Source organism: Consotaella salsifontis (assembly GCF_900167365.1).
Taxonomy (GTDB): domain Bacteria; phylum Pseudomonadota; class Alphaproteobacteria; order Rhizobiales; family Rhizobiaceae; genus Consotaella; species Consotaella salsifontis.
This window is the reverse complement of record NZ_FUXL01000006.1, coordinates 19,424-38,200: the sequence shown is the minus strand read 5'-3', so window position 1 is coordinate 38,200 and position 18,777 is coordinate 19,424. Positions and strand designations below refer to the sequence as shown.

General features: G+C 60.8%; 24 protein-coding genes and 1 tRNA gene. 19 read left to right on the top strand and 6 right to left on the bottom strand.

The window, feature by feature from the left end; genetic code table 11:
- Positions 1-158 precede the first annotated feature (158 nt).
- Complete coding sequence (locus B5D38_RS10050; RefSeq protein WP_078708298.1) at positions 159-1,760, bottom strand: helicase HerA-like domain-containing protein; 1,602 nt, start codon at positions 1,758-1,760, stop codon at positions 159-161.
- Between the two features lie 230 nt (positions 1,761-1,990).
- Here B5D38_RS10050 and B5D38_RS10045 point away from each other — a divergent pair, with 230 nt between their 5' ends.
- The 16 genes from B5D38_RS10045 (at position 1,991) to B5D38_RS09970 (ending at position 11,169) form a co-directional block, all read left to right on the top strand.
- Positions 1,991-2,212 (top strand): hypothetical protein, encoded by a 222-nt coding sequence (locus B5D38_RS10045; RefSeq protein WP_078708297.1) that lies wholly within the window; start codon positions 1,991-1,993, stop codon positions 2,210-2,212.
- A 337-nt stretch (positions 2,213-2,549) separates the two neighbouring features.
- Entirely contained in the window at positions 2,550-3,770 is a 1,221-nt protein-coding gene (locus B5D38_RS10040; RefSeq protein ID WP_078708296.1) for a tyrosine-type recombinase/integrase, read from the top strand.
- Positions 3,770-4,291 (top strand): hypothetical protein, encoded by a 522-nt coding sequence (locus tag B5D38_RS22025; protein WP_131829898.1) that lies wholly within the window; start codon positions 3,770-3,772, stop codon positions 4,289-4,291. Before B5D38_RS10040 ends, B5D38_RS22025 begins: the two co-directional genes overlap by 1 nt.
- A 67-nt stretch (positions 4,292-4,358) precedes the next feature.
- Positions 4,359-4,556, top strand: a complete 198-nt coding sequence (locus B5D38_RS10030; RefSeq protein ID WP_078708294.1) for a helix-turn-helix transcriptional regulator — start codon at positions 4,359-4,361, stop codon at positions 4,554-4,556.
- On the top strand, positions 4,553-5,122 hold the full coding sequence (locus B5D38_RS10025; protein WP_078708293.1) for a KilA-N domain-containing protein: 570 nt from the start codon (positions 4,553-4,555) through the stop codon (positions 5,120-5,122). The genes B5D38_RS10030 and B5D38_RS10025 overlap by 4 nt, the downstream gene beginning before the upstream one ends.
- A gap of 4 nt (positions 5,123-5,126) precedes the next feature.
- Positions 5,127-5,441, top strand: a complete 315-nt coding sequence (locus tag B5D38_RS10020) for a hypothetical protein (RefSeq protein ID WP_131829897.1) — start codon at positions 5,127-5,129, stop codon at positions 5,439-5,441.
- Positions 5,438-5,812, top strand: a complete 375-nt coding sequence (locus B5D38_RS10015; protein WP_078708291.1) for a hypothetical protein — start codon at positions 5,438-5,440, stop codon at positions 5,810-5,812. The genes B5D38_RS10020 and B5D38_RS10015 overlap by 4 nt, the downstream gene beginning before the upstream one ends.
- Positions 5,809-6,108, top strand: coding sequence for a hypothetical protein (locus B5D38_RS10010; protein WP_078708290.1), 300 nt, complete (start codon positions 5,809-5,811; stop codon positions 6,106-6,108). Before B5D38_RS10015 ends, B5D38_RS10010 begins: the two co-directional genes overlap by 4 nt.
- Positions 6,109-6,310: 202 nt before the next feature.
- Positions 6,311-7,201 (top strand): hypothetical protein, encoded by an 891-nt coding sequence (locus B5D38_RS10000; protein WP_078708288.1) that lies wholly within the window; start codon positions 6,311-6,313, stop codon positions 7,199-7,201.
- On the top strand, positions 7,198-7,782 hold the full coding sequence (locus B5D38_RS09995) for a hypothetical protein (protein WP_078708287.1): 585 nt from the start codon (positions 7,198-7,200) through the stop codon (positions 7,780-7,782). Before B5D38_RS10000 ends, B5D38_RS09995 begins: the two co-directional genes overlap by 4 nt.
- 139 nt (positions 7,783-7,921) lie before the next feature.
- Positions 7,922-8,236, top strand: coding sequence for a DUF6074 family protein (locus B5D38_RS22830; RefSeq protein ID WP_425349327.1), 315 nt, complete (start codon positions 7,922-7,924; stop codon positions 8,234-8,236).
- Positions 8,237-8,648: 412 nt separating this feature from the next.
- Positions 8,649-8,909, top strand: coding sequence for a hypothetical protein (locus B5D38_RS09990; protein ID WP_078708286.1), 261 nt, complete (start codon positions 8,649-8,651; stop codon positions 8,907-8,909).
- Positions 8,910-8,991: 82 nt separating this feature from the next.
- Positions 8,992-10,020, top strand: a complete 1,029-nt coding sequence (locus B5D38_RS09985; protein WP_131829895.1) for a phage major capsid protein — start codon at positions 8,992-8,994, stop codon at positions 10,018-10,020.
- Positions 10,021-10,031: 11 nt separating this feature from the next.
- Complete coding sequence (locus B5D38_RS09980) at positions 10,032-10,427, top strand: hypothetical protein (protein ID WP_131829894.1); 396 nt, start codon at positions 10,032-10,034, stop codon at positions 10,425-10,427.
- A complete protein-coding gene (locus tag B5D38_RS09975) occupies positions 10,424-10,645 on the top strand; it encodes a hypothetical protein (protein ID WP_078708283.1) in 222 nt (73 codons plus the stop codon). Before B5D38_RS09980 ends, B5D38_RS09975 begins: the two co-directional genes overlap by 4 nt.
- 83 nt (positions 10,646-10,728) lie before the next feature.
- Positions 10,729-11,169, top strand: a complete 441-nt coding sequence (locus B5D38_RS09970) for a hypothetical protein (RefSeq protein ID WP_131829893.1) — start codon at positions 10,729-10,731, stop codon at positions 11,167-11,169.
- 343 nt (positions 11,170-11,512) lie between these two features.
- Here B5D38_RS09970 and B5D38_RS22015 read toward each other — a convergent pair whose 3' ends face one another.
- The 3 genes from B5D38_RS22015 to B5D38_RS09960 all read right to left on the bottom strand — a co-directional run bounded on the left by B5D38_RS22015 (position 11,513) and on the right by B5D38_RS09960 (position 12,892).
- Positions 11,513-11,716: a hypothetical protein gene (locus B5D38_RS22015; protein ID WP_131829892.1), complete on the bottom strand. Its 204-nt coding sequence runs from the start codon at positions 11,714-11,716 to the stop codon at positions 11,513-11,515.
- Positions 11,709-12,461 (bottom strand): hypothetical protein, encoded by a 753-nt coding sequence (locus B5D38_RS09965; RefSeq protein WP_078708281.1) that lies wholly within the window; start codon positions 12,459-12,461, stop codon positions 11,709-11,711. The genes B5D38_RS22015 and B5D38_RS09965 overlap by 8 nt, the downstream gene beginning before the upstream one ends.
- 355 nt (positions 12,462-12,816) lie before the next feature.
- Positions 12,817-12,892 (bottom strand) — tRNA-Lys (locus B5D38_RS09960).
- 490 nt (positions 12,893-13,382) lie between these two features.
- Here B5D38_RS09960 and B5D38_RS09955 point away from each other — a divergent pair.
- The gene (locus B5D38_RS09955; RefSeq protein ID WP_078708492.1) at positions 13,383-14,222 is read left to right on the top strand and encodes a tetratricopeptide repeat protein; all 840 of its coding nucleotides are present in this window, start codon (positions 13,383-13,385) and stop codon (positions 14,220-14,222) included.
- Between the two features lie 141 nt (positions 14,223-14,363).
- On the opposite strand, the gene xth is transcribed toward B5D38_RS09955, so the two are convergent.
- Together xth and erpA are read right to left on the bottom strand one after the other, a co-directional pair.
- A complete protein-coding gene (gene xth, locus B5D38_RS09950) occupies positions 14,364-15,143 on the bottom strand; it encodes an exodeoxyribonuclease III (protein ID WP_078708280.1) in 780 nt (259 codons plus the stop codon).
- Between the two features lie 60 nt (positions 15,144-15,203).
- Positions 15,204-15,551, bottom strand: a complete 348-nt coding sequence (gene erpA, locus B5D38_RS09945; protein ID WP_078708279.1) for an iron-sulfur cluster insertion protein ErpA — start codon at positions 15,549-15,551, stop codon at positions 15,204-15,206.
- Positions 15,552-15,659: 108 nt separating this feature from the next.
- Here erpA and B5D38_RS09940 point away from each other — a divergent pair, with 108 nt between their 5' ends.
- A complete protein-coding gene (locus tag B5D38_RS09940) occupies positions 15,660-16,877 on the top strand; it encodes a deoxyguanosinetriphosphate triphosphohydrolase (protein ID WP_078708278.1) in 1,218 nt (405 codons plus the stop codon).
- Between the two features lie 101 nt (positions 16,878-16,978).
- Positions 16,979-18,730 (top strand): arginine--tRNA ligase, encoded by a 1,752-nt coding sequence (gene argS, locus B5D38_RS09935; RefSeq protein WP_078708491.1) that lies wholly within the window; start codon positions 16,979-16,981, stop codon positions 18,728-18,730.
- The last annotated feature ends 47 nt before the right edge of the window (positions 18,731-18,777 follow it).

The window sequence follows — 18,777 nt, the reverse complement described above, 5'->3', positions numbered from 1 at the left end:
CTGACCGTCGCGGCGGGGTCTGCGGGAACGATCGACGGCTATGGCCGCGACGACGCCGCACACCCAAACGGGCGTGTGCCGGTCGTTACGATCATGGTGCGAAGCGCGATCATGGGGCGAGGCAATGGTCCGGTGGGCTCGGCATGTCAACCGATTCGTCAGCGACCCTTGAAGAGGCCGCCGAGAACGCCGCGAAAGATGCCGCGCACGATGTTGGAGCCCGCGCCGCGCGACGAGCCGAAGACCTGCTTGGCGACCTGATTGGCCACCTCCCGCCCGATTGCCGACGATGCCGAGCGGGTCGCCGATCGCACGATCTGGTTGAACGGCGAATTTCTCTCGGCTCGTTCGGCCGCAATGCGCTGGCGCTCGACCTCCTTGGCCGCCCGCGCCTCTTCCTTTGCCTGATGCGCGGCCGTCTTCTCGGCCTCGTTTGCCGCCTGTACCTCAGCGGCCGCCGCAGCCGCCTCTGCCGTCTTCGCCTTTATCAGTTCCTCGGCCGACTCCCGGTCGATCGCTGCGTCATATTTCGCGCCGACCGCATCCGTGTCCATGAGGATCTTCCGCTCCTCCGGTGTGATCGGACCCGCACGAGAGCGCGGCGGCTTGATCAGCGTGCGTTGGACGGGCGACGGCGCGCCATCCGCCTGAAGCAGCGACACCAGCGCCTCGCCGACTTTCAGCTCTGTGATCGCCTCAGCGACATCGATCTCCGGATTGGCGCGAAACGTGGCAACGGCGGCGCGCACAGCCGCCTGATCTCGGGGCGTATAGGCGCGCAGCGCATGCTGAACGCGATTGCCAAGTTGTCCTGCGACAGTGTCGGGTACGTCGACCGGGTTCTGTGTGATGAAGTAGACGCCGACGCCCTTCGAGCGGATGAGCCGGGCGACTTGCTCGATCTTCTCGATAAGCGCCTTGGGCGAATGATCGAAAAGCAGGTGCGCCTCATCGAAAAAGAAGCAGAGAACCGGCTTATCCGGATCGCCGATCTCGGGCAGATGCTCGAACAGGGCGCTCAGGAGCCAGAGCAGAAAGGTGGAGTAGAGCCGCGGACTCGCCATCAGGCGGTCGGCGGCGAGAACGTTGACAAGGCCACGGCCCTTCTCGTCGCAGCCGATCAGATCGCCGATGGCCAGCGCCGGCTCGCCGAAGAACGCATCGCCGCCCTGGCTGCGCAACTGGAGCAGAGCGCGCTGAATGGCGCCGACAGATGCCTTGCTGACATTGCCGTACTGAATGGTCAGTTCGTCGGCCCGCTCGGCGCAGTGGGCCAGCATGGCCTGGAGGTCGTCGAGATCGAGGAGCAAAAGCCCTTCTTTGTCCGCGACATGAAAGGCAATGGTGAGAACGCCCTCCTGGACCTCGTTGAGGTCGAGCATGCGCGAAAGCAGAAGCGGCCCCATCTCGGAGATGGTGGAGCGGACGGGATGCCCCTTTTCGCCAAAGAGATCCCAGAATTGAACCGGATTGTCGGCATAGGCAAAGTCCAACTCGCCGATCTCTGCGGCGCGCTGGACGAAGGTCTTGTGGAGCTTCGACAAAGGCGAGCCGGCCATGGCCAGGCCTGCGAGATCGCCTTTCACGTCAGCCACGAACGACGGGACACCCGCAGCGGAAAGCGCCTCGATGATGCCCTGGATGGTGATGGTCTTGCCGGTGCCTGTTGCTCCGGCAATGAGGCCATGGCGGTTGGCGCGCTTCAGTTCGAGCATCTGCGGCTCGCCACACGCCGACCCGATGAATATGCGCTCCGTCATCGTCGACCTCTTTTCCCGCGCCTTACAAGCCTAATCTTGGAACATAGGCGCTTGCCCTGACGGCGCGCCTTCACCCTACGTGATCGCAATCGGATGTCGAGAGCGGCGGAAGGAGCACCGATCAGCCTGCGCGCTGACATGCGACCGGTATCGGCCGTCGGAGGCGTTCTTTTGCAAAAGGTATCACCGCACTGATAGGCTTCAGCCTGGAAAAAACTGAAGGAGATTCAATGTCTGACGATTCTGGAGCCAACGGAGAGGGCATCCAAGGGGTGCTGGTCGACAAGGTGGAAGGCGTTTCGCAACTGCCGGACGGCAACGTCGCCCTCATCATTCGCAATGGCGACATGCCGATCGGCATCATCTTCAAGCCGGACGACGCCCGCGACGCGGCCGAGCTGCTCGATTCGGTTTGGGACACCTCGGCTGTGGAGGGCGACGCCGCAAACTGAGCGAGGTGAGCCAGCATGTCGGGCGGTTCCAAGAATTCACGCCGCCCGGCATCCGCCTCTTCGAGGCCGCCGACCGCATGACACATCGTAGGATTTATAGGGACTGATATATTTTGGTGAGCGCGCAGGGGCTCGAACCCTGGACCTACTGATTAAAAGAGGCAAAAAGTAGAACAAAAGCGAACGCGGCTGAACCGTGATGGACGGTTGAAAGCCTTGCATTGCAGTGGTTTCCGTGTTCATGGTTGTTTATTGTCGTTCGGGCGAGTTTTGCATTTCTGGAACCCCCTCGGAACCCCGGACGAAAAAACTGAGAAATTTTCAGTAGGTTCGTCTAATGCCTCGAAAGAACCTGACTGCCCGCTTCATCGAGAGCGTGAAGGTCGAAACCCGTACCGACTTCTGGGACGCGACGGTTCGCGGTCTGGTGCTTCGCGTCTCGCCGAGCGGCGTCAAAGCCTGGACCGTCGTCTATACGCGCGAAGCTGACGGCGAGAAGCGCCGCGTCACGCTCGGCAAGTTTCCGGCGCTGTCGCTGGAGAAGGCGCGTCGGAAGGCACTGGACGCGGTTGCGGCCGTATCGGATGGCCAAGACCCTGCCGGTGACAAGCGCGCCCGACGCGAGGCTATGACCGTCGAGGAACTGGCTGGCATCTTCATCGAACGCTACTCCAAACGGAACAAGCGGACGTGGAGGGAAGACGAGCGGTTGCTCAAGGTCGAGGTTATTCCGAAGATCGGCAAGCTCAAGGCGGCGGCGGTGAAGCGGCGCGACCTTCTCGACATCATCGACGCCAAAGCCGAAGCCGGCGCCGCTGCGCAGTCGACGCAAATCCTGGCCGTCGTCAGGAAGATGTTCGGATGGGCGGTTGATGAGGATTACCTCGAACTGTCTCCAGCGACGGGCATCAAGCCGCGCGCAAAGGCCGTGAAGCGCGATCGCGTGCTTTCCGCTGCCGAGGTCAAGGCGATATGGAAGGCGCTCCCTGGGGCTGCTTTGCGGCCAGTGACGGCGAACGTGATCCGGCTGTTGTTCCTGACCGGACAGCGTTCCGGCGAGGTCTGCGGAATGCGCCGTTCAGAAATCGATCTGGACGCGGCGACATGGACCATTCCCGGCGAGCGAACCAAGAATGGCTTGGCGCATGTCGTGCCGTTGTCTGACGCTGCCGTCGAGATCGTCGGCGCGGCGCTGGACAAGGCCGATGATGACAGAGATGCACCGCTATTCACCCATGTTGGTGCGCCAATCGAGAGCAACGCGATTGCGCAAGCGACCCGACTAAAGCTCCAGGTTCTGGATGAGCGATGGACCCCTCACGACATTCGCCGCACCGTCGCAACCGGTATGGCCGACCTGGGCGTCATGCCGCACATTGTCGAGGCGACGTTGAACCACATCAGCGGCTTCAGGGCAGGGGTGGCCGGCGTCTATAACCGCGCTCGATACGAACCGGAGAAGCGCCGCGCGCTGGATATGTGGGCCGAGCACCTGGAAGCGATCATTTCGAAGCGAGAGAGCGTCGTCGTGCCGATGAAGGCGGAGGCGGCGCTGTGATGGCCGGTGAAGAATATTACTTGCGACGAATAGAAGTTTGGCTGTCGATCATGGACAGTTATTTGCAGTGTGCGTCACAAGGGCGCCCCCCTGAGTTGGAGAAGTTAGCGGACTCGTTCAGCGATCCTGTGGTCCGGGAGTGGGTGCTAGAAAGGAGTGATCCGCGACGCATACGGGGTGCAGTCAATCACGTCAGAGCATGTTATCGCGCCGGTAAATTGGCAACAGCGCTGGAGCGGATCGAGCGTTTCGATGCGGAACGGCAGCATGTGAAGGATCTTCTAAACCGTCCCGATCTGGTGCGCGGCAGAACGACCGTGGCGTCTGCCGCCAGCGGCGGCAAGGCACGTTCCCTTATGTTCGAGGGCACACGTTCGCGCATTGTGAATGAGATGCGTACCCTGGTGGACAAAGGGAAAACCGTTTCGAGTGCCGGCAAGATCGTCTTCAACAAAGGTCTTGGCACGAGCGGCGAGGCCAACCGGACACTCTGGTATCGGCACTTAGGAAGAAAGTTGTAACACCGCCGGCCAGCGTCACAGGTGAAATGGACATAATCGCGTCATCTCTTACGGAGGTGAACGCGAAATGGAATTTCTCTCGATCAAGGAAGTCTGCCAGAGGATCGGCGTCAGCCGCACGACGCTCTGGCAGTTGGAAAAGGAAGAGGCCGGTTTTCCCCGCCTCGTGCCGGTGACGGCGAAGCGCAAGGCTTTCGTCCGCTCCGAAATCGATAGCTGGATCGCATCCCGCATCGCCGCACGTGACGGGGGGCGTGCGCGATGAGCACGGCCATCCAGCACATCGACATGGACGGCAACGACGTTTCGCTGAAAGGCGAGATGGTTAGCTTGACCGGGCTGTGGAAAGCGGCGGGTTCCGATCCATCCAAAGCCCCGGCTCAATGGCTCCGGCTTTCTCAGGCGATCGAGTTCATCGAGCATGTCTCGCTTATTGTGGGAAATTCCCACGATAAACTCGTGAGCGGGCAAAAGCGGGCGGGTACATATGCGCATTGGCACATCGCCATGGCTTATGCCCGTTACCTCGATCCCGCCTTTGCGGTTCGGTGCAACGAGATCGTTCGCGCTCACATGGAAAGCCGAGCCGTCGCACCCGTCCCGGCTCACGGCATATCGCCCGACGTCCTGGCGATGATCCGGCGCACGGATGGCATCGCCCGCCAACTCAGCGGCAAGGTGACGAAGATCGAGAAGGCGCTCGAAGCCTTCCTCGCCAGTGCGAACCAGAACGCGCCCGCCGCGCGGCTGGTGATCGAGATCGAAAGAAACGGCCCGGAAGAGGCGGCAACCTCTCCGAGCCAGCGTTCAAAACCCCGCAATAGGATCTGAGAACATGGACACAAATAGCACCACAGCCGCCTCTACGGCAAGTGAGGTCAGCCTCAGGGCATTGATCGAGGCTGTTCACCGGCTGGAGACTCCACTCGGAGAAGTCGCGAACGCCGCCAACGTTGCGAGCCTCCTCGCCGACAACAACATGAGTTGCTTCACCAAGATCGGCACCGATCGGATGGTGCTTCTCGGCGAAGATACGTCGGAGGCGATCCTCTGGAGCACCATCCTAACCGAGAGGCTGGTCAAGGATCTTTATGCCGCCTGGGAAGGCGTGAACACGCTCGCCTTCCAGCTTCGGGGGATGAGCCAATGAGAGCGAATAATCTCCACCGCCGCGCCTTCCTGGGAGGTGCGGCATCCATCCCCGTGATTGTCACGGTTCCCGCTGTTGCCCTGGCCAGCGAGCCCGATCCGCTTCTTGAGCTTATCCGCGAATATCGGCGGCAACTCGCGGTCTTCAACGCATCCGATGCCGAGACAGACGAGGAGATGGATGCTCTGGCCGACGAGACATTCAACCCGCCGTATGACGAACTGGTTTGGAACGCTCCGCAGGCGACGACCGAAGAGGGAGCTATCGAGGCGCTTCGCCTTGCGAACGAGTATGAGCACTTCGGCGACCCAGACATGATGAGATCGCTGATCGGCGCGGCGCTCCCCTATTTCGAAGGCGCGGCGTCATGAGTGAGCTTTCCCACGAAGGAGAGGGCCGTCCCGCGCATGAGGCCCTTGTCGAGCTTGGCAGCATCCTAGCTGACGTAGTTTTCAGTCAGACGGTCGTTCACGCCGACGCCTCCAACTTCCCCGAAATCGCCAGCATGGCGGTTGATGCGGCAGTGAACGGATTCGTCGAAGAGGCAAGAGCGGCGAGGCTCCCCGAAGCCGACATCGAACAGGCGAGCCTCGTAATCCAACGCGAGATCATCAGGGGGTGCAAGAACCGCGCGCTCCTGACAATGGGCGAAGGGGGCCGTGCATGACGGTCCCAATCGTTGGAACCGCTGGCCTTGATCATGAGCATTCGGCGGCGATGGAGGAAGCCGCCACTTGGCTCACGAACTTGGAGCCGCACGAGAAGCCACAGCCTGTCATCCCAGAGCTTCGGCGCCGGTTCGGGCTCTCGCCGCTTGAGGCGTGTCAGGCCATTGCGGAAGCGAACCTTCGCAGAGCGAGGGCGAGCCGATGACGGTCTCCGGAATTTATCGTGCAGGCACGGTAAAACGCGAGCGGCGAACGAATGCCCGGATTGAGCAGCTCGATAACCAGATTCTCGCGGTTCTCCGCGAGGATCATCCGCAGAGTGTGCGCCATGTGTTCTACAGGATGACCGACCCGCGCCTGTCGGAGCCGGTGGAGAAGACCGAGCGCGGCTATCGTCATGTTCAAGACCGCATCGTCAAACTCCGGCGGGCGAAGCGGCTTCCGTTCGGCTGGATCACCGACGCCAGCCGGCGGGGCTATCACACGCCGACCTATCGCGACAAAGGCGACTTCCTGCGCAGCGTGAAGGGGCTCTATCGCGCCGACCTTTGGAAGGATGCCGCATCCTACTGCGAGGTGTGGACCGAGAGCCGTTCCATCGCTGGCGTCATTGAGGACGATTGCAAGGAACTCGCCGTCTCCCTTTACCCGGCCGGCGGTTTCTCCAGCATAACCCTTGCCTATCAGTCGGCGGAAGTCATCAACTACTACGCCGAAGGGCGGCCCGTCGTCATCTTCTACATCGGCGACTACGACCCGGCGGGCGTCTTAATCGACGTTGCGTTGGAGCGGGAGCTTCGCGAGCACCTGGACGCCGACATCGAACTCCGCTTCGCTCGGATCGCCATCACCGAAGAACAGATCGAGGCGCACGATCTGCCGACCAAGCCGCGCAAGGAAACCGACAGGCGAGCGCTTCATATCCGCTCGACTGTCGAAGCGGAGGCGATGCCTGCCGGCGTCCTGCGGGCTCTCCTGCGGGACGAGATCGAGGCGCTCTTGCCAGCCGATGCGCTCGCGGTCGCCAAGGTCGAGGAGCAGTCGGCGCGGGACTATTTCGACCGGATGGCCGGCTTCGGGGGAACGCGATGAGCGGGGCAGGAGCGCGTAAGGTCGACGTTACCGGCCGCACCACAGGAAAGACGAAGCGGCACAAGCCGCTCGTCAACCTGCCATCGAACCAATGGCTTTCCATTCCCCGCGAGATGTTGGAGTCGCCCGCCTTTGCCGCTCTTAGCGCTCCAGCGCTTCGGGTATTGATGCGCCTTTGCATTGAGCACCTGGAACACGGCGGGGCAGAGAACGGCAAGTTGAAGGTCACGCATAGCCAGTTTGTCGCGTTCGGCATCGGCCATAACTCGGTCAAGCCGGCTCTCATTGAGAACGAAGCTCTCGGCTTTATCGAGATGATGCAGCAGGGCGGGCGCTCGTTTGGCGACACCCGGTTGCCTAGTCAGTTCCGGCTCACCTTCCCGAACAGCCGCAATGCGCCACAAACGCACGAATGGTTCGCCATCAAATCGCTGGATGAGGCGAAGGATCGGATTGCCCGGAAAAAAGCCGAATGGGATGCCGCCCGACCAAAGCGCCCAAACCGGCGGCCGGCCTACAAGAGCGGTAGCATTGCCGGGAGAGCTGAAGCCGCTCGGCAGAGAAATTCGGGGGCAGCATGATTTGCGATCCTCGCTCCCTAAACAGGGAATCGCTACTCCCTCAAACGGTAATGGTTTGCCCGTTCCCTACTCCCTCAAACGGTAATCCATACCTAGTCCCTCAAAAGGGAGTCCTTTCTATATTCTCGGGGGGTACGCCATGAGAACGCCTGACTGCGATCTTCCGCTCTTCCAATGGCAACAGCCTGAATGCGAGATCATCCCTTTCCCTGGAAAAAATCGGGTCGCCAAAATTCGGCGCGCTGCCGAGATGCTCGAAAGTACGACTGACCGAGGTGCGGCTGCATATTGGCGGCGACTGACAGATGACATGGCGCGCCAGATGGCGAGAGCCGGAATTTCGGCGGAACGGATTGAAGCCGAGATCGAGGATTTCTTCGGAGAGGTGCTGAAGGAGGTTCATCGCCATGGCGGCTTTGGCAACCGTCATGGGAACGGTGATGGCGCGGCGTGAAATGTCCGACGCCTTGGACAGAGCGCCCGCTCTTGGCTGTCTTCGCGGCGTTGTCGGTGGTGAAGCGATCCGTTTCCGCGCGGTCATGTGTGCCGCCAACTTGGCGACTTACGCCCGGCTCGGCCGTTTGTCTCAAGTTGAGGCGAATTGGTCAGGCGGACCGGTCGGTGGCCAAGCCTTCGGCAGGTTGGTGAAGGCGAAGGATCATCGGTCGGGGGGGTATCGGCTAGGTCGAAGCCGTTCGGTCTGTGTACCGCGCTCCACCAAAAACAGGCGCAAAGCCAGATTGATGTGCAGAGCGGCCAATTCGAACCGGGGGCACCTTGAAGAGAAAAACCGCCGACCGGATGCGCCGCGCGTCCCCCTCCAATGCAGAGGCCGCAAGTTTTGGTGAAAGGTTCCAGGCGCTGGAATGATTGATATCGCCCTGTTAGATCGCCTGATCGCTGACTTGACCGAGCTTCGCGCGGCGCTGGAGACTGACAGGCCGCAAGTCGAACCGGAATTCGCGCCCGGTGAAACGCTGATCGATACCGCGACAGCTTCTGAGCGCTTCAACCTTCCGCCCGACACATGCCGATGGCTGGCAAGAGAAAAGGGCCTGGGTGAAAAGATTGGTGGGCGTTGGATGCTAGACGCTGCCGCCCTTAGAAAGTATCGATCCGACGCTTAAACGCGAGAAACGCGAGTAATCAGGCCTGTTCCACTCGCGTTTTGCTCGACATTATCTGACCGTGACAGGTTGGGTAGTGACAATGAAATTCGACACAGCACATTCAGAAATTGGCATTCTCGCGAAATGCTTGCTTGCATCGCCTTCAGATCGAATCGGGGCGATGAACGCGGCCAAGATGATCGACGCGCCCTTGCGCGTGGGGCGGATGATCCAGAAGAGCGCTATCGCCGCGTCTTCCCTTGGCGATGGAGATTCGGGCGATGTTCTCGCTGATTGGCGGATTTCGTCAGCGGGTTTCTTCGGTTCTCTGCGGACGCGCTCCATTTTCTTTCGGATGTTGGACGGCGGATTTCGCAAGGTTCCGCTGAACACTCGCGTCGGCATCGTGGGGACCAATGCCACGGGCTATATTCAGCAGAGAGGGAATGCGCTTCCGATTTCCCGGCTTGCGTTGGCCGGTGCCGGGTTGGAGCCGGTGACGGCGGCGGCGATTCTCGTCGTTACGGATGAAGTCGCCCGCTCGATGACCGACGAGGCGACCAATCTCGTCAATGCTGAGCTTCGCGGCGCTGTTAGCGACGTGGTCGACGCCGAATTTTGGAATTTGATGATCGATTCGGGAACGCCGAGCACTGTCTCAGCGGGTAACGATCAGGATGGCATGAGAAGCGATCTGGCATTCTTGCTGGAGAGCGTGAACACCAAGGGGGTCGGCCCGCTCTTTTGGGTCATGTCGCCCGATCTGGCGAATCGCGTCACCGTGATGCAAATGCCGAATGGCGCCATGAGCGGGACCGGCGGCGAGTTTCTCAACTGGCCGGCGCTTGTTGGCTCCACCATGCCGGCGGGAACGCTTCGGCTCGTTAATGCTGGTGCCATCGCGGCAAACGCCGATCCAATCGTTCTCGACGCCAGCAACGAAGCGGCGCTCGAAATGGAAACCGATCCTTCGGGTTCATCTGACGCGCCAACGCCGACCGAACTCATTTCGATGTTTCAGACGGATTCGACGGCTCTTCTCGCGAAGGTGGCCTTCGGTGTTCGTCGTCTGCGCACCAATGCCGTTGCTGAAGTGACGGGCATTGAATGGGGAACGCCGGTTAGCTGATGGGCAACGCTATGGAAGACGAAGAATGGCTAGATGAAATTCAGAAAAGTGTCGACGCTTCCCTCGCTAAATGGAGGCGAGAAACGCCTGATGCGAACAAGGTCATGAGTGCTTATGCGACCTATGGATATGTCATGGAAATGTTCGCGACATTTACTGAGATCACAAAGCGAAACAATCAGGATTACCGTGCTCGTATGGAGGCTTTGAATCACCGCATCTCAGAGCTGGAACAGGGCGGCGTGAAGTTCTGTGGAGTGCATCAACGCGCTCTCGCGTACCGCAAAGGCTCGGCAGTCACGAGCGACGGCAGCTTGTGGATCGCCTTGCGTGATGCGTCCGAAGGCGAGCAACCAGGCAAGGCGCCCGAAGCTTGGCAGCTTGCAGCGAAAGGGGCGAGGCAATGACGTTGCAAGACGAACTCGACAGAGCCGCCCGCCAATATGACGAGCAGGCGGAAATCAACCGCATCGAGAGCGAAGACACGCTTCGCAGCAATGGCGCTTCGGAGGAAGAGGTGCGGACGATGCTCGCTTGGCTGGATGAAGAGTTATCACGAGATCGCGCCGCGATGTTGTTGAAGCTTGAGGGATGGTTGCGGCGCGGTGGCCAGCCGCTTCAGTGACCGGGGGGGCGATCTACGATGGAAATCGTTCGCCGGCATGTACCGCGCCTCTCACTCGACAAACAGAAACGTGGACAATTCTGATGAAGCGAGGACCTAAATCGGCGGCATCACTGGCACTTGTCGCTCCCCTGACCGAATCGCGACCCTTGCCGCCGGAAGACCTGACCGACGATCAACAAGGCGAGTGGCGGGCCGTGGTGCGGCGAATGCCCGCCGACTGGTTCCCTCGCGAGACGCACGGCATCCTGAAGGCTTTTTGCCGCCATGCCACGACGCATCGCCTGATTTCGTACGAGATCGACCGTTACGAAGCAGAATGGTTGAAGGACGAAGACGGGCTGAAGCGCCTAGATAAGCTGACAGCCATGCGAGAGCGCGAGAGCCGCGCGATGATCGCAACCGCGCGGGCGTTGCGTATCACCAAGCATTCCCAGATTAGGCCTGAGACGGCAGGGCGGGCGACGCGTGGCTCGTTTGACGGGCGGCGTCCTTGGGACACCGACGAAGACAGGCGCGCCTAATCTATCGCGATTATGACCGGGCGCATGAGCCGATATCGCTCGGGGCGCGGATGTCCGTGGAAGATCAGGCGCGGCGTTACTCCCGGTTCATCACCTTTGGGGGGGCAACCGCTGCTTCTCACGCGGGGCACGAGACGGCACCGTGCGAGATCATCCCATCGCGGTTCAACTTCGTGCTCGTGCAGCAGGGCGCCAGGATCACAGGGGAAGTGAGGTTGGCGGCTTAGGTGCGCTGGCCTCTATCGCCTCGCCTGGGTCGTGCTCTATTAGTTCGATGTGGCTACGCGCGGGAGCGAACGGCGACAAGAGGACAAATAAAAACCCCGCCGAAGCGGGGTCCGAGTTAGCAGGAAAACGACAAGGCTGATAAAATCGGCTCCATCTGCTCCGTCGATTTATCAGTCCCTGCTTTCTCCTCATTCTGCCGCTCGCTGTAGGTCAGCGTGAAGCTACGACTATCTGCATGCTGATACCGGTAAACGGGCATATCGAGCTCTCGCGGCAACTCTCGGCTGCGATCAACTTGAGCTTTGCGTGCATCAGGCATGACCAGTCTCCAGGGGGTTGAGATTGGAAGGGTAGAAATGCTTCCTACGAATCCACTTGAACCCTTCATACTTCGTTACGACGGCGATGTCTGTGTCTCCTCCGACGATATCGGCACCCGGCAGGAATCGGAAGAAGCGCTTGGTCACGTCGACCAAATAATCTGCGAGCTCAATTGCGTCGCGAACGGGCATTGTCGGCATAACTAATTGAGCCTCCAATCCGTTGCGAAGACAGTTTGCCACCGAGTTCGCGTCAGGTGATGCCATGCCAGCCTTTTGCAGAACCTGCGGCGCCGCAGGATCGATGCCGAGGACCAGTCGCATAACCGGCGCTGGTTGACCGCCTACGAGTAGTCCAGTCCCCCCGAAGTCGACGTGCAACTCAGGAGGGGGACACACGCCATTTTCGATCCGGACCTTCCAGACCTGATGACCATCAGAAATGGTGGAGCCATAGCCGCCCACCCAGAACTCTAGCGAGTGCGGTGCGGGTGGTGCTGGCGCTAAGCTCGCGTAACGTTCCTCGAATATCACCTGTCGCGCCTTCGCGGCGACTTCTTCAATAGTATAGTTCGCTGGATCGATACGCCACTCAGGCCTGTCGCCGCACAAGCGTCTGCGCAAATCCTTGGCGATGGTGCCAATGGATTCGGCACCGATATTGCCCATGCCGCATGTCATCGCAGATATCGGCAGCTTCTTGTGAAGGTTGAAAACTTTGTCTCCGTGCGCGTAAACGTTCATTATCGTGCTAGCGCCCGTTGATTGGTCAGTGGACACCAACGATGAGGCTGAGTCAGCTGCAAAAACTAGACAGTCATTCACTGCGATTGCGACGCAAACGGTCATCCATCACACCTCAAACTAGAAGACGTCACTGCACGATTGCTACTCGATTCGTCATCGCCATTCCATGAGCGGGCTATACGAACACAGAAGCCACGGGGCATTCCATGTCACGTAAATTTGCCGAGTGTCGCCGGAAAACGCCGTCGCCTAAATGCGTCACGGTAGCGGAACCCCCTCGGAACCCGAGCGGCTTCTGATCAAAAATATCAGTAGAAGTCGGGCCGTAACCTCTTGATTTACAAGGTGTTTTTGGTGAGCGCGCAGGGGCTCGAACCCTGGACCTACTGATTAAAAGTCAGTTGCTCTACCAACTGAGCTACGCGCTCGAACCATGACGGCCCCACAGTTGCGGGCCCTCGTTCGGATGATCGTCGCCTTGTAGCCATTTCGCCACGGTCCATCAACCGCCTTTCCTTGCCTTCTTCCGAGTTGGCCGAAAAGTCCCAAAACATGGGACATGGCAGGACGTTGGCAGGAGGCGCGCGATCGAAGAGGATGCCGAGCCGTGGCACTGCAGGCGAAGCACGGGAGCGCCGAACGGCTCCTTCAAGAGTCTTCTCAATCAGCGATTCCGAGTTGTGCTTTCCGTGCAACAGTGCGGCGATCCTGCATCTATTATACTTCCGACATTGGAACCGCGCCGTGCTGCCGCCACAAAGACAGGCGACGTCAGGGTCGTGCGACCAACGTGGGCCTCGGTTCACTGTGCATGCACGACCCGAGGGGCGTGAGGGGGTAATGAAAACAATTTCGTTCAAGCCTGCACGCTTCGGCGCGCCGGCAAGGCAGGGCTACGCTCTGCCGCTGGAGAATGGCATGGCATCATCATCATCATGCATGACGCTTGCGGCCAAGCTCTTGCGTTTGGCTGTTTTCACGTCCGTCGCCGCCACATTCCCGGCGACGACCCTCCAGGCGCTTGATCCCAGTTCTGTCACCGCAAAGGAAGCGGGGCCGTTCGAACTCTTCACTCAAGGCTTCAAAGCCTATCAAAGAGGTGAGAAGGCCGCCGCCGCTCAGGCGCTGCGCTTTGCCGCCGACAAGGGGCACCCTGGCGCCCGCTGGAAGCTTGGCCGCATGTACGCGGATGGCGACGGCATCACCGAGGACGACTACGAGGCCTTCAAGATCTTTGAAGATATCGTGAGGGATCAGGAGGACGATACCTCCACCTCTCCGAACGCGGCCTACGTCGCAAGCTCCATCGTGTCGCTTGCCGGATACCTTCGTCGCGGCATTCCCCACAGCCCTGTCAAGATAGATCTGCCCCAGGCCCGGCAGCTCTATTTTCATGCCGCCAGCTTCTTCGGAGATTGCGAGGCCCAGTTTCAGCTTGGCCGGATGCTGCTCTACGGCGAAGGCGGCAAGGCGGATCCTCGCCAAGCCGCCCGGTGGCTGAAGCTCGCAGGCGAGAAGGGGCATGTCGGAGCTCAGGCCCTTCTCGGCTATCTACTTTTCAATGGCGAGATGATTTCACTTCATCCGCAGCCGGCTAAGGGGCTCAGCCTTCTCACCTCGGCTCTTGCCAAGGCCCAGCCGGCCGATCAGGAGTGGATCAGGCCCCTTCAGGAAGAAGCTTTCGCGCTGGCCGACGAGACCGACCGCCGGACCGCGCTCGCCTCCATCGCGACCACGGAAGCCGCCCGGAAAAACTGAGAATTTGAAGACTTTACGCGGAGTTTTCACCGTGCCGCGCTTTAAAGCGAAATGCGAAGAATCAGAATCGGGATTTCTCCCTAGAACTCTGATTGAGCAGGAGGTTTTCCGAAAACACCGGCACCTTTTCAGTGCCAAGCTCTAACCGATCTGGATTAGTACCGGCACGTGATCAGACGGCTTCTCCCAGGAGCGCACGTCCTTGTCGATGCCGACGCCGGTAAGGCGTGATGCGGCCTCGGGCGACAACAGCATGTGGTCGATGCGGATGCCGTTGTTCTTCTGCCAGGCGCCCGCCTGATAATCCCAGAACGTGAAGGTTTCTGCGGCATCCGTGGCCGCGCGCACCGCATCCGTATATCCGAGGTTGACGAGACGGCGCCAAGCGGTGCGGCTTTCGGGCTGAAACAGGGCATCCCCAAGCCAGGCATCCGGGCGCTTGGCGTCGATCGGCTCGGGAATGACGTTGTAGTCGCCGGCCAGCACCACGTCGCCCTCGTCGGCGAGGAGCTGTTTCGCCCGCTTTTCCAGGCGCGCCATCCAGCGCAGCTTATAGTCGAACTTTTCCGTTCCGACCGGGTTGCCGTTGGGCAGGTAGATGGAGGCAACCCGCAGCGCCCTTGCGCCGTCCTGCCAGAGGCCCTCGATGTATCGCGCCTGCTCGTCGCTCTCCTCGCCGTCGAGCCCGCGCACAAGCGAAATCGGCGCGCTCTTGGAGAGCAAAGCGACGCCGTTGAAGCCCTTTTGGCCGTGCGTTTCCACGTGATAGCCGAGCGCCTCAATGGGCGCGCGTGGAAAGGCCTCGTCCACCGACTTGATCTCCTGAAGGCAGAGAATGTCTGGCGAGTGCTGTTCCAACCAGTTGATGAGATTGTCGAGCCGCGCCTTGACGCCGTTGATGTTCCATGTGGCGATCAGCATCGCGGACGAATATCCTTGAGAGACGAGCGGGCAGGGCGCCGAATGCGGCGGCGAATGACACTAGATGGAAAAGCTCGTTCCGCATCCGCATGACGAGGTGGCGTTGGGGTTTTGCACCTGGAAGGCTTGCCCCATGAGATCGTCGACGAAGTCGATCACCGAGCCGCGCATGAAGTCCAAGGAAACCGGGTCGACCAGCACCTTCGCGCCGTCTGCCTCCACGACCAGATCGTCCGGCGCGCTGTCGGCGGTCAACTCGAACTTGTAGGAGAAGCCGGAACATCCCCCGCCTTCGACGGAAACACGAAGGGCGGTGGGCGCACCGCGCTTGGTGGCGATAGCGGTGATTCGCTTCGCGGCGGCCTTGGAAAGTACGATCGGCTTGGCGGGCGCTGCGGTTTCGCTCATATCTCGTTTGGCGGGCGGATCGGAATTATCGCCCGGCTCCCTGGCGTTTGACTGTCTCATAAGTATGAAGCGGCAACGGGTGGGTCAATCCGAGGAAGGCAACGGCCGATGAGTGAGAGTCGGATGAATGGGATCGGCATGGGCACCGGCGAAAGGGCGCCGTGGGCGGTGCGGGCGGAAAACTCTCGCGGGCGCGTCCATGCCGAGACTTCCAGCCCGACGCGTACGCCCTATCAGCGAGACAGGGATCGCATCGTCCATTCGGCCGCGTTCCGGCGCCTCAAGCACAAGACGCAGGTTTTCGTCGCCTATGAGGGCGACCACTTCCGCACGCGTCTCACCCATACGATCGAGGTTTCCCAGATCGCGCGCGCCTTCGCGAGAGCCTTCCGCCTGGACGAGGATCTGACGGAAGCGGTCGCCCTGGTGCATGATTTCGGCCATACGCCTTTCGGCCATGCGGGCGAGCGCGTCTTGGAAGCCAAGATGGCGGACTTCGGCGGCTTCGATCACAATGCCCAGTCTCTGCGCATCGTCACGGCGCTGGAGCGGCGCTACGCCGAATTCGACGGCCTCAATCTCAGCTGGGAAACGCTGGAGGGCCTGGTCAAGCACAATGGTCCGATGCTCGGCCCGCATCGTCAGGCGGGCGCGCCCGAGCCGACACGCCCGATCCTCGACTTTGACGCGGTGTTTCCCCTCGACCTTTCGAGCTTCGCCAGTCTGGAGGCGCAGGCGGCCGCGATCTCGGACGACATCGCCTATAACACGCACGACCTCGACGACGGCCTGCGCGCCGGCCTCTTCGATATCGAGGACATGCGTAGCCTGACGCTGGCGGGCTCGATTTTGGCCGAGGTTGAGGCTCGCTACCCCGGGTTGGAACGGCCGCGGCTGATCAACGAGATCATGCGCCGCCATATCACCCGCATGGTGGAGGACGTCATCGCCACGACCTCGGCCGAATTGTCGCGCCTCACCCCCGCGAGTGCCGATGACGTGCGTCGGGCCGGACAGACGCTGCTCCACTTTTCGCCCGAGATGGAGGCGGCGCAGCGCCAGACCCGCGTTTTTCTCTTCGAGCACGTCTATCGCCATGAAACCGTGATGCGAGTCATGCGGCAGGCGGAAGCCGTCGTTTCCGATCTTTTCGACCGGTATCTGGCCGCGCCCGAGGAAATGCCGGCGGAGTGGTGCGGCATGGGCACGACGCTCGGACCGGCGCGGCTGGCACGACGCGTGGCCGACTATCTCGCCGGAATGACGGACACCTATGCGCTCGCCGAACACCGTCGTTTGTTTGACCACACACCAGATATGCGATAGGCGCCGCGCGACCGTCGAATAGCTTTCGCGATCCTTCGTCGAATCGCGCGATGCGCCATCATGCGCCGACAGCACGTCCGACCAACTTTCGGAACCCGATCATGAATATCTTCAAAGACTTCGAGACCCGCATCAGGAATGTGGTCGAGGCCATCGTCCGTGGACGCAACGAAGGGCCTGTCGATCTCGAGAAGGTGACGGTCGAGCCGCCGCGCGATCCCGCCCACGGGGACCTTGCGACCAATGCGGCGATGGTGTTGGCAAAGCCCCTCAAGTTGCGCCCGCGCGAGCTGGCCGTGATCATTTCTGGACATCTTTCGGCCGATTCGGACGTCGAATCCGTCGAGATCGCGGGTCCAGGCTTCATCAACATGCGGCTGAAGCAGACGTTCTGGACCGCCCATCTCAAGTCTCTGCTGGTGGCGGGTGCAGATTACGGACGTGGCCAGGCGACGGGTCGCAAGATCAACGTCGAATACGTTTCCGCCAATCCCACGGGACCGATGCATGTGGGGCACTGCCGGGGCGCCGTCGTCGGGGATGCCATCGCCAACCTCATGGCCTTTGCCGGCAATGAGGTGACCAAGGAATATTACGTCAACGACGCGGGCGCGCAGATCAACGTGCTCGCCCACTCCGCCTTCCTGCGCTATCGCGAGGCGCTCGGCCGGTCGATCGGCGAGATACCCGCCGGCCTCTATCCCGGCGATTACCTGAAGAGCGTCGGTGCCGCGCTCGCCATCAAGTATGGCGACAGGCTGGAGGGGATGGACGAGGCCGAATGGCTTCCGATCGTGAAGGACTTCGCCATCGACGCCATGATGATGATGATCCGCGATGATTTGAAGGCTCTCGGCATCCGTCACGACGTCTTCTTCTCGGAGCGCACCCTTCATGCGGGGGAGCCTGGGCGGATCGCCGAGGCGGTCGAGGATCTTCGGGAGAAGGGCTTCATCTACACCGGGACCCTGCCGCCGCCCAAGGGCCAGCTGCCGGAAGACTGGGAGGATCGCGAGCAAACCCTGTTCCGGTCGACCGAGGTTGGCGACGATATGGACCGGCCGCTGATCAAGTCGGACGGTAGCTACACCTACTTCGCCGCCGATGTCGCGTACTTCAAGGACAAGTTTGATCGCGGCTTCGACGAGATGGTTTATGTGCTCGGCGCAGACCACGGCGGCTACGTGAAGCGGCTGGAGGCCGTCGCGCGCGCCGTGTCGGGCGGCAAGGCGGAGCTGGACGTGGTTCTGTGTCAGCTGGTCAAGCTCTTCCGCAACGGCGAGCCCGTGCGCATGTCGAAGCGCTCGGGCGATTTCGTGACCCTGGCCGAAGTCGTGGAAGAGGTCGGGCGCGATCCCGTTCGCTTCATGATGCTGTTCCGGAAGAGCGATGCGCCGCTGGACTTCGATTTCCAGAAAGTGACGGAGCAGTCGAAAGACAATCCGGTCTTCTATGTCCAGTATGCCCACGCCCGCGCCCACTCGGTGGTGCGCCAGGCGGCTGCCGAGGGTATCTCGCCGCCAGAAGCGGCCGCGCTGACAGAGGAGGCATTGGCCGGCCTCACAGATGAGGGCGAGGTGGGCCTCATCCAGAAGCTCGCCGAGTTCCCGCGTGTGATTCAGAGCGCTGCCCAGGCCAAGGAGCCGCATAGGCTTCCGTTCTACCTTTATGATCTCGCCTCAATGTTCCACGCGCAGTATAACCGCGGTAAGGATTTGCCCGACTTACGCTTCGTTAAGGTTGATGATCCAAAACTGACGGAGGCGAGACTGGCATTGGTCTTGTCCGTCGCATCAGTTTTGGCTTCAGGCTTGAGACTTGTGGGTGCCGAAGCGCCAGAAGAAATGCGGTGAGGACCATCCTTTCGACAATTTCATCTTCTAGGGCCATGACATCCTTG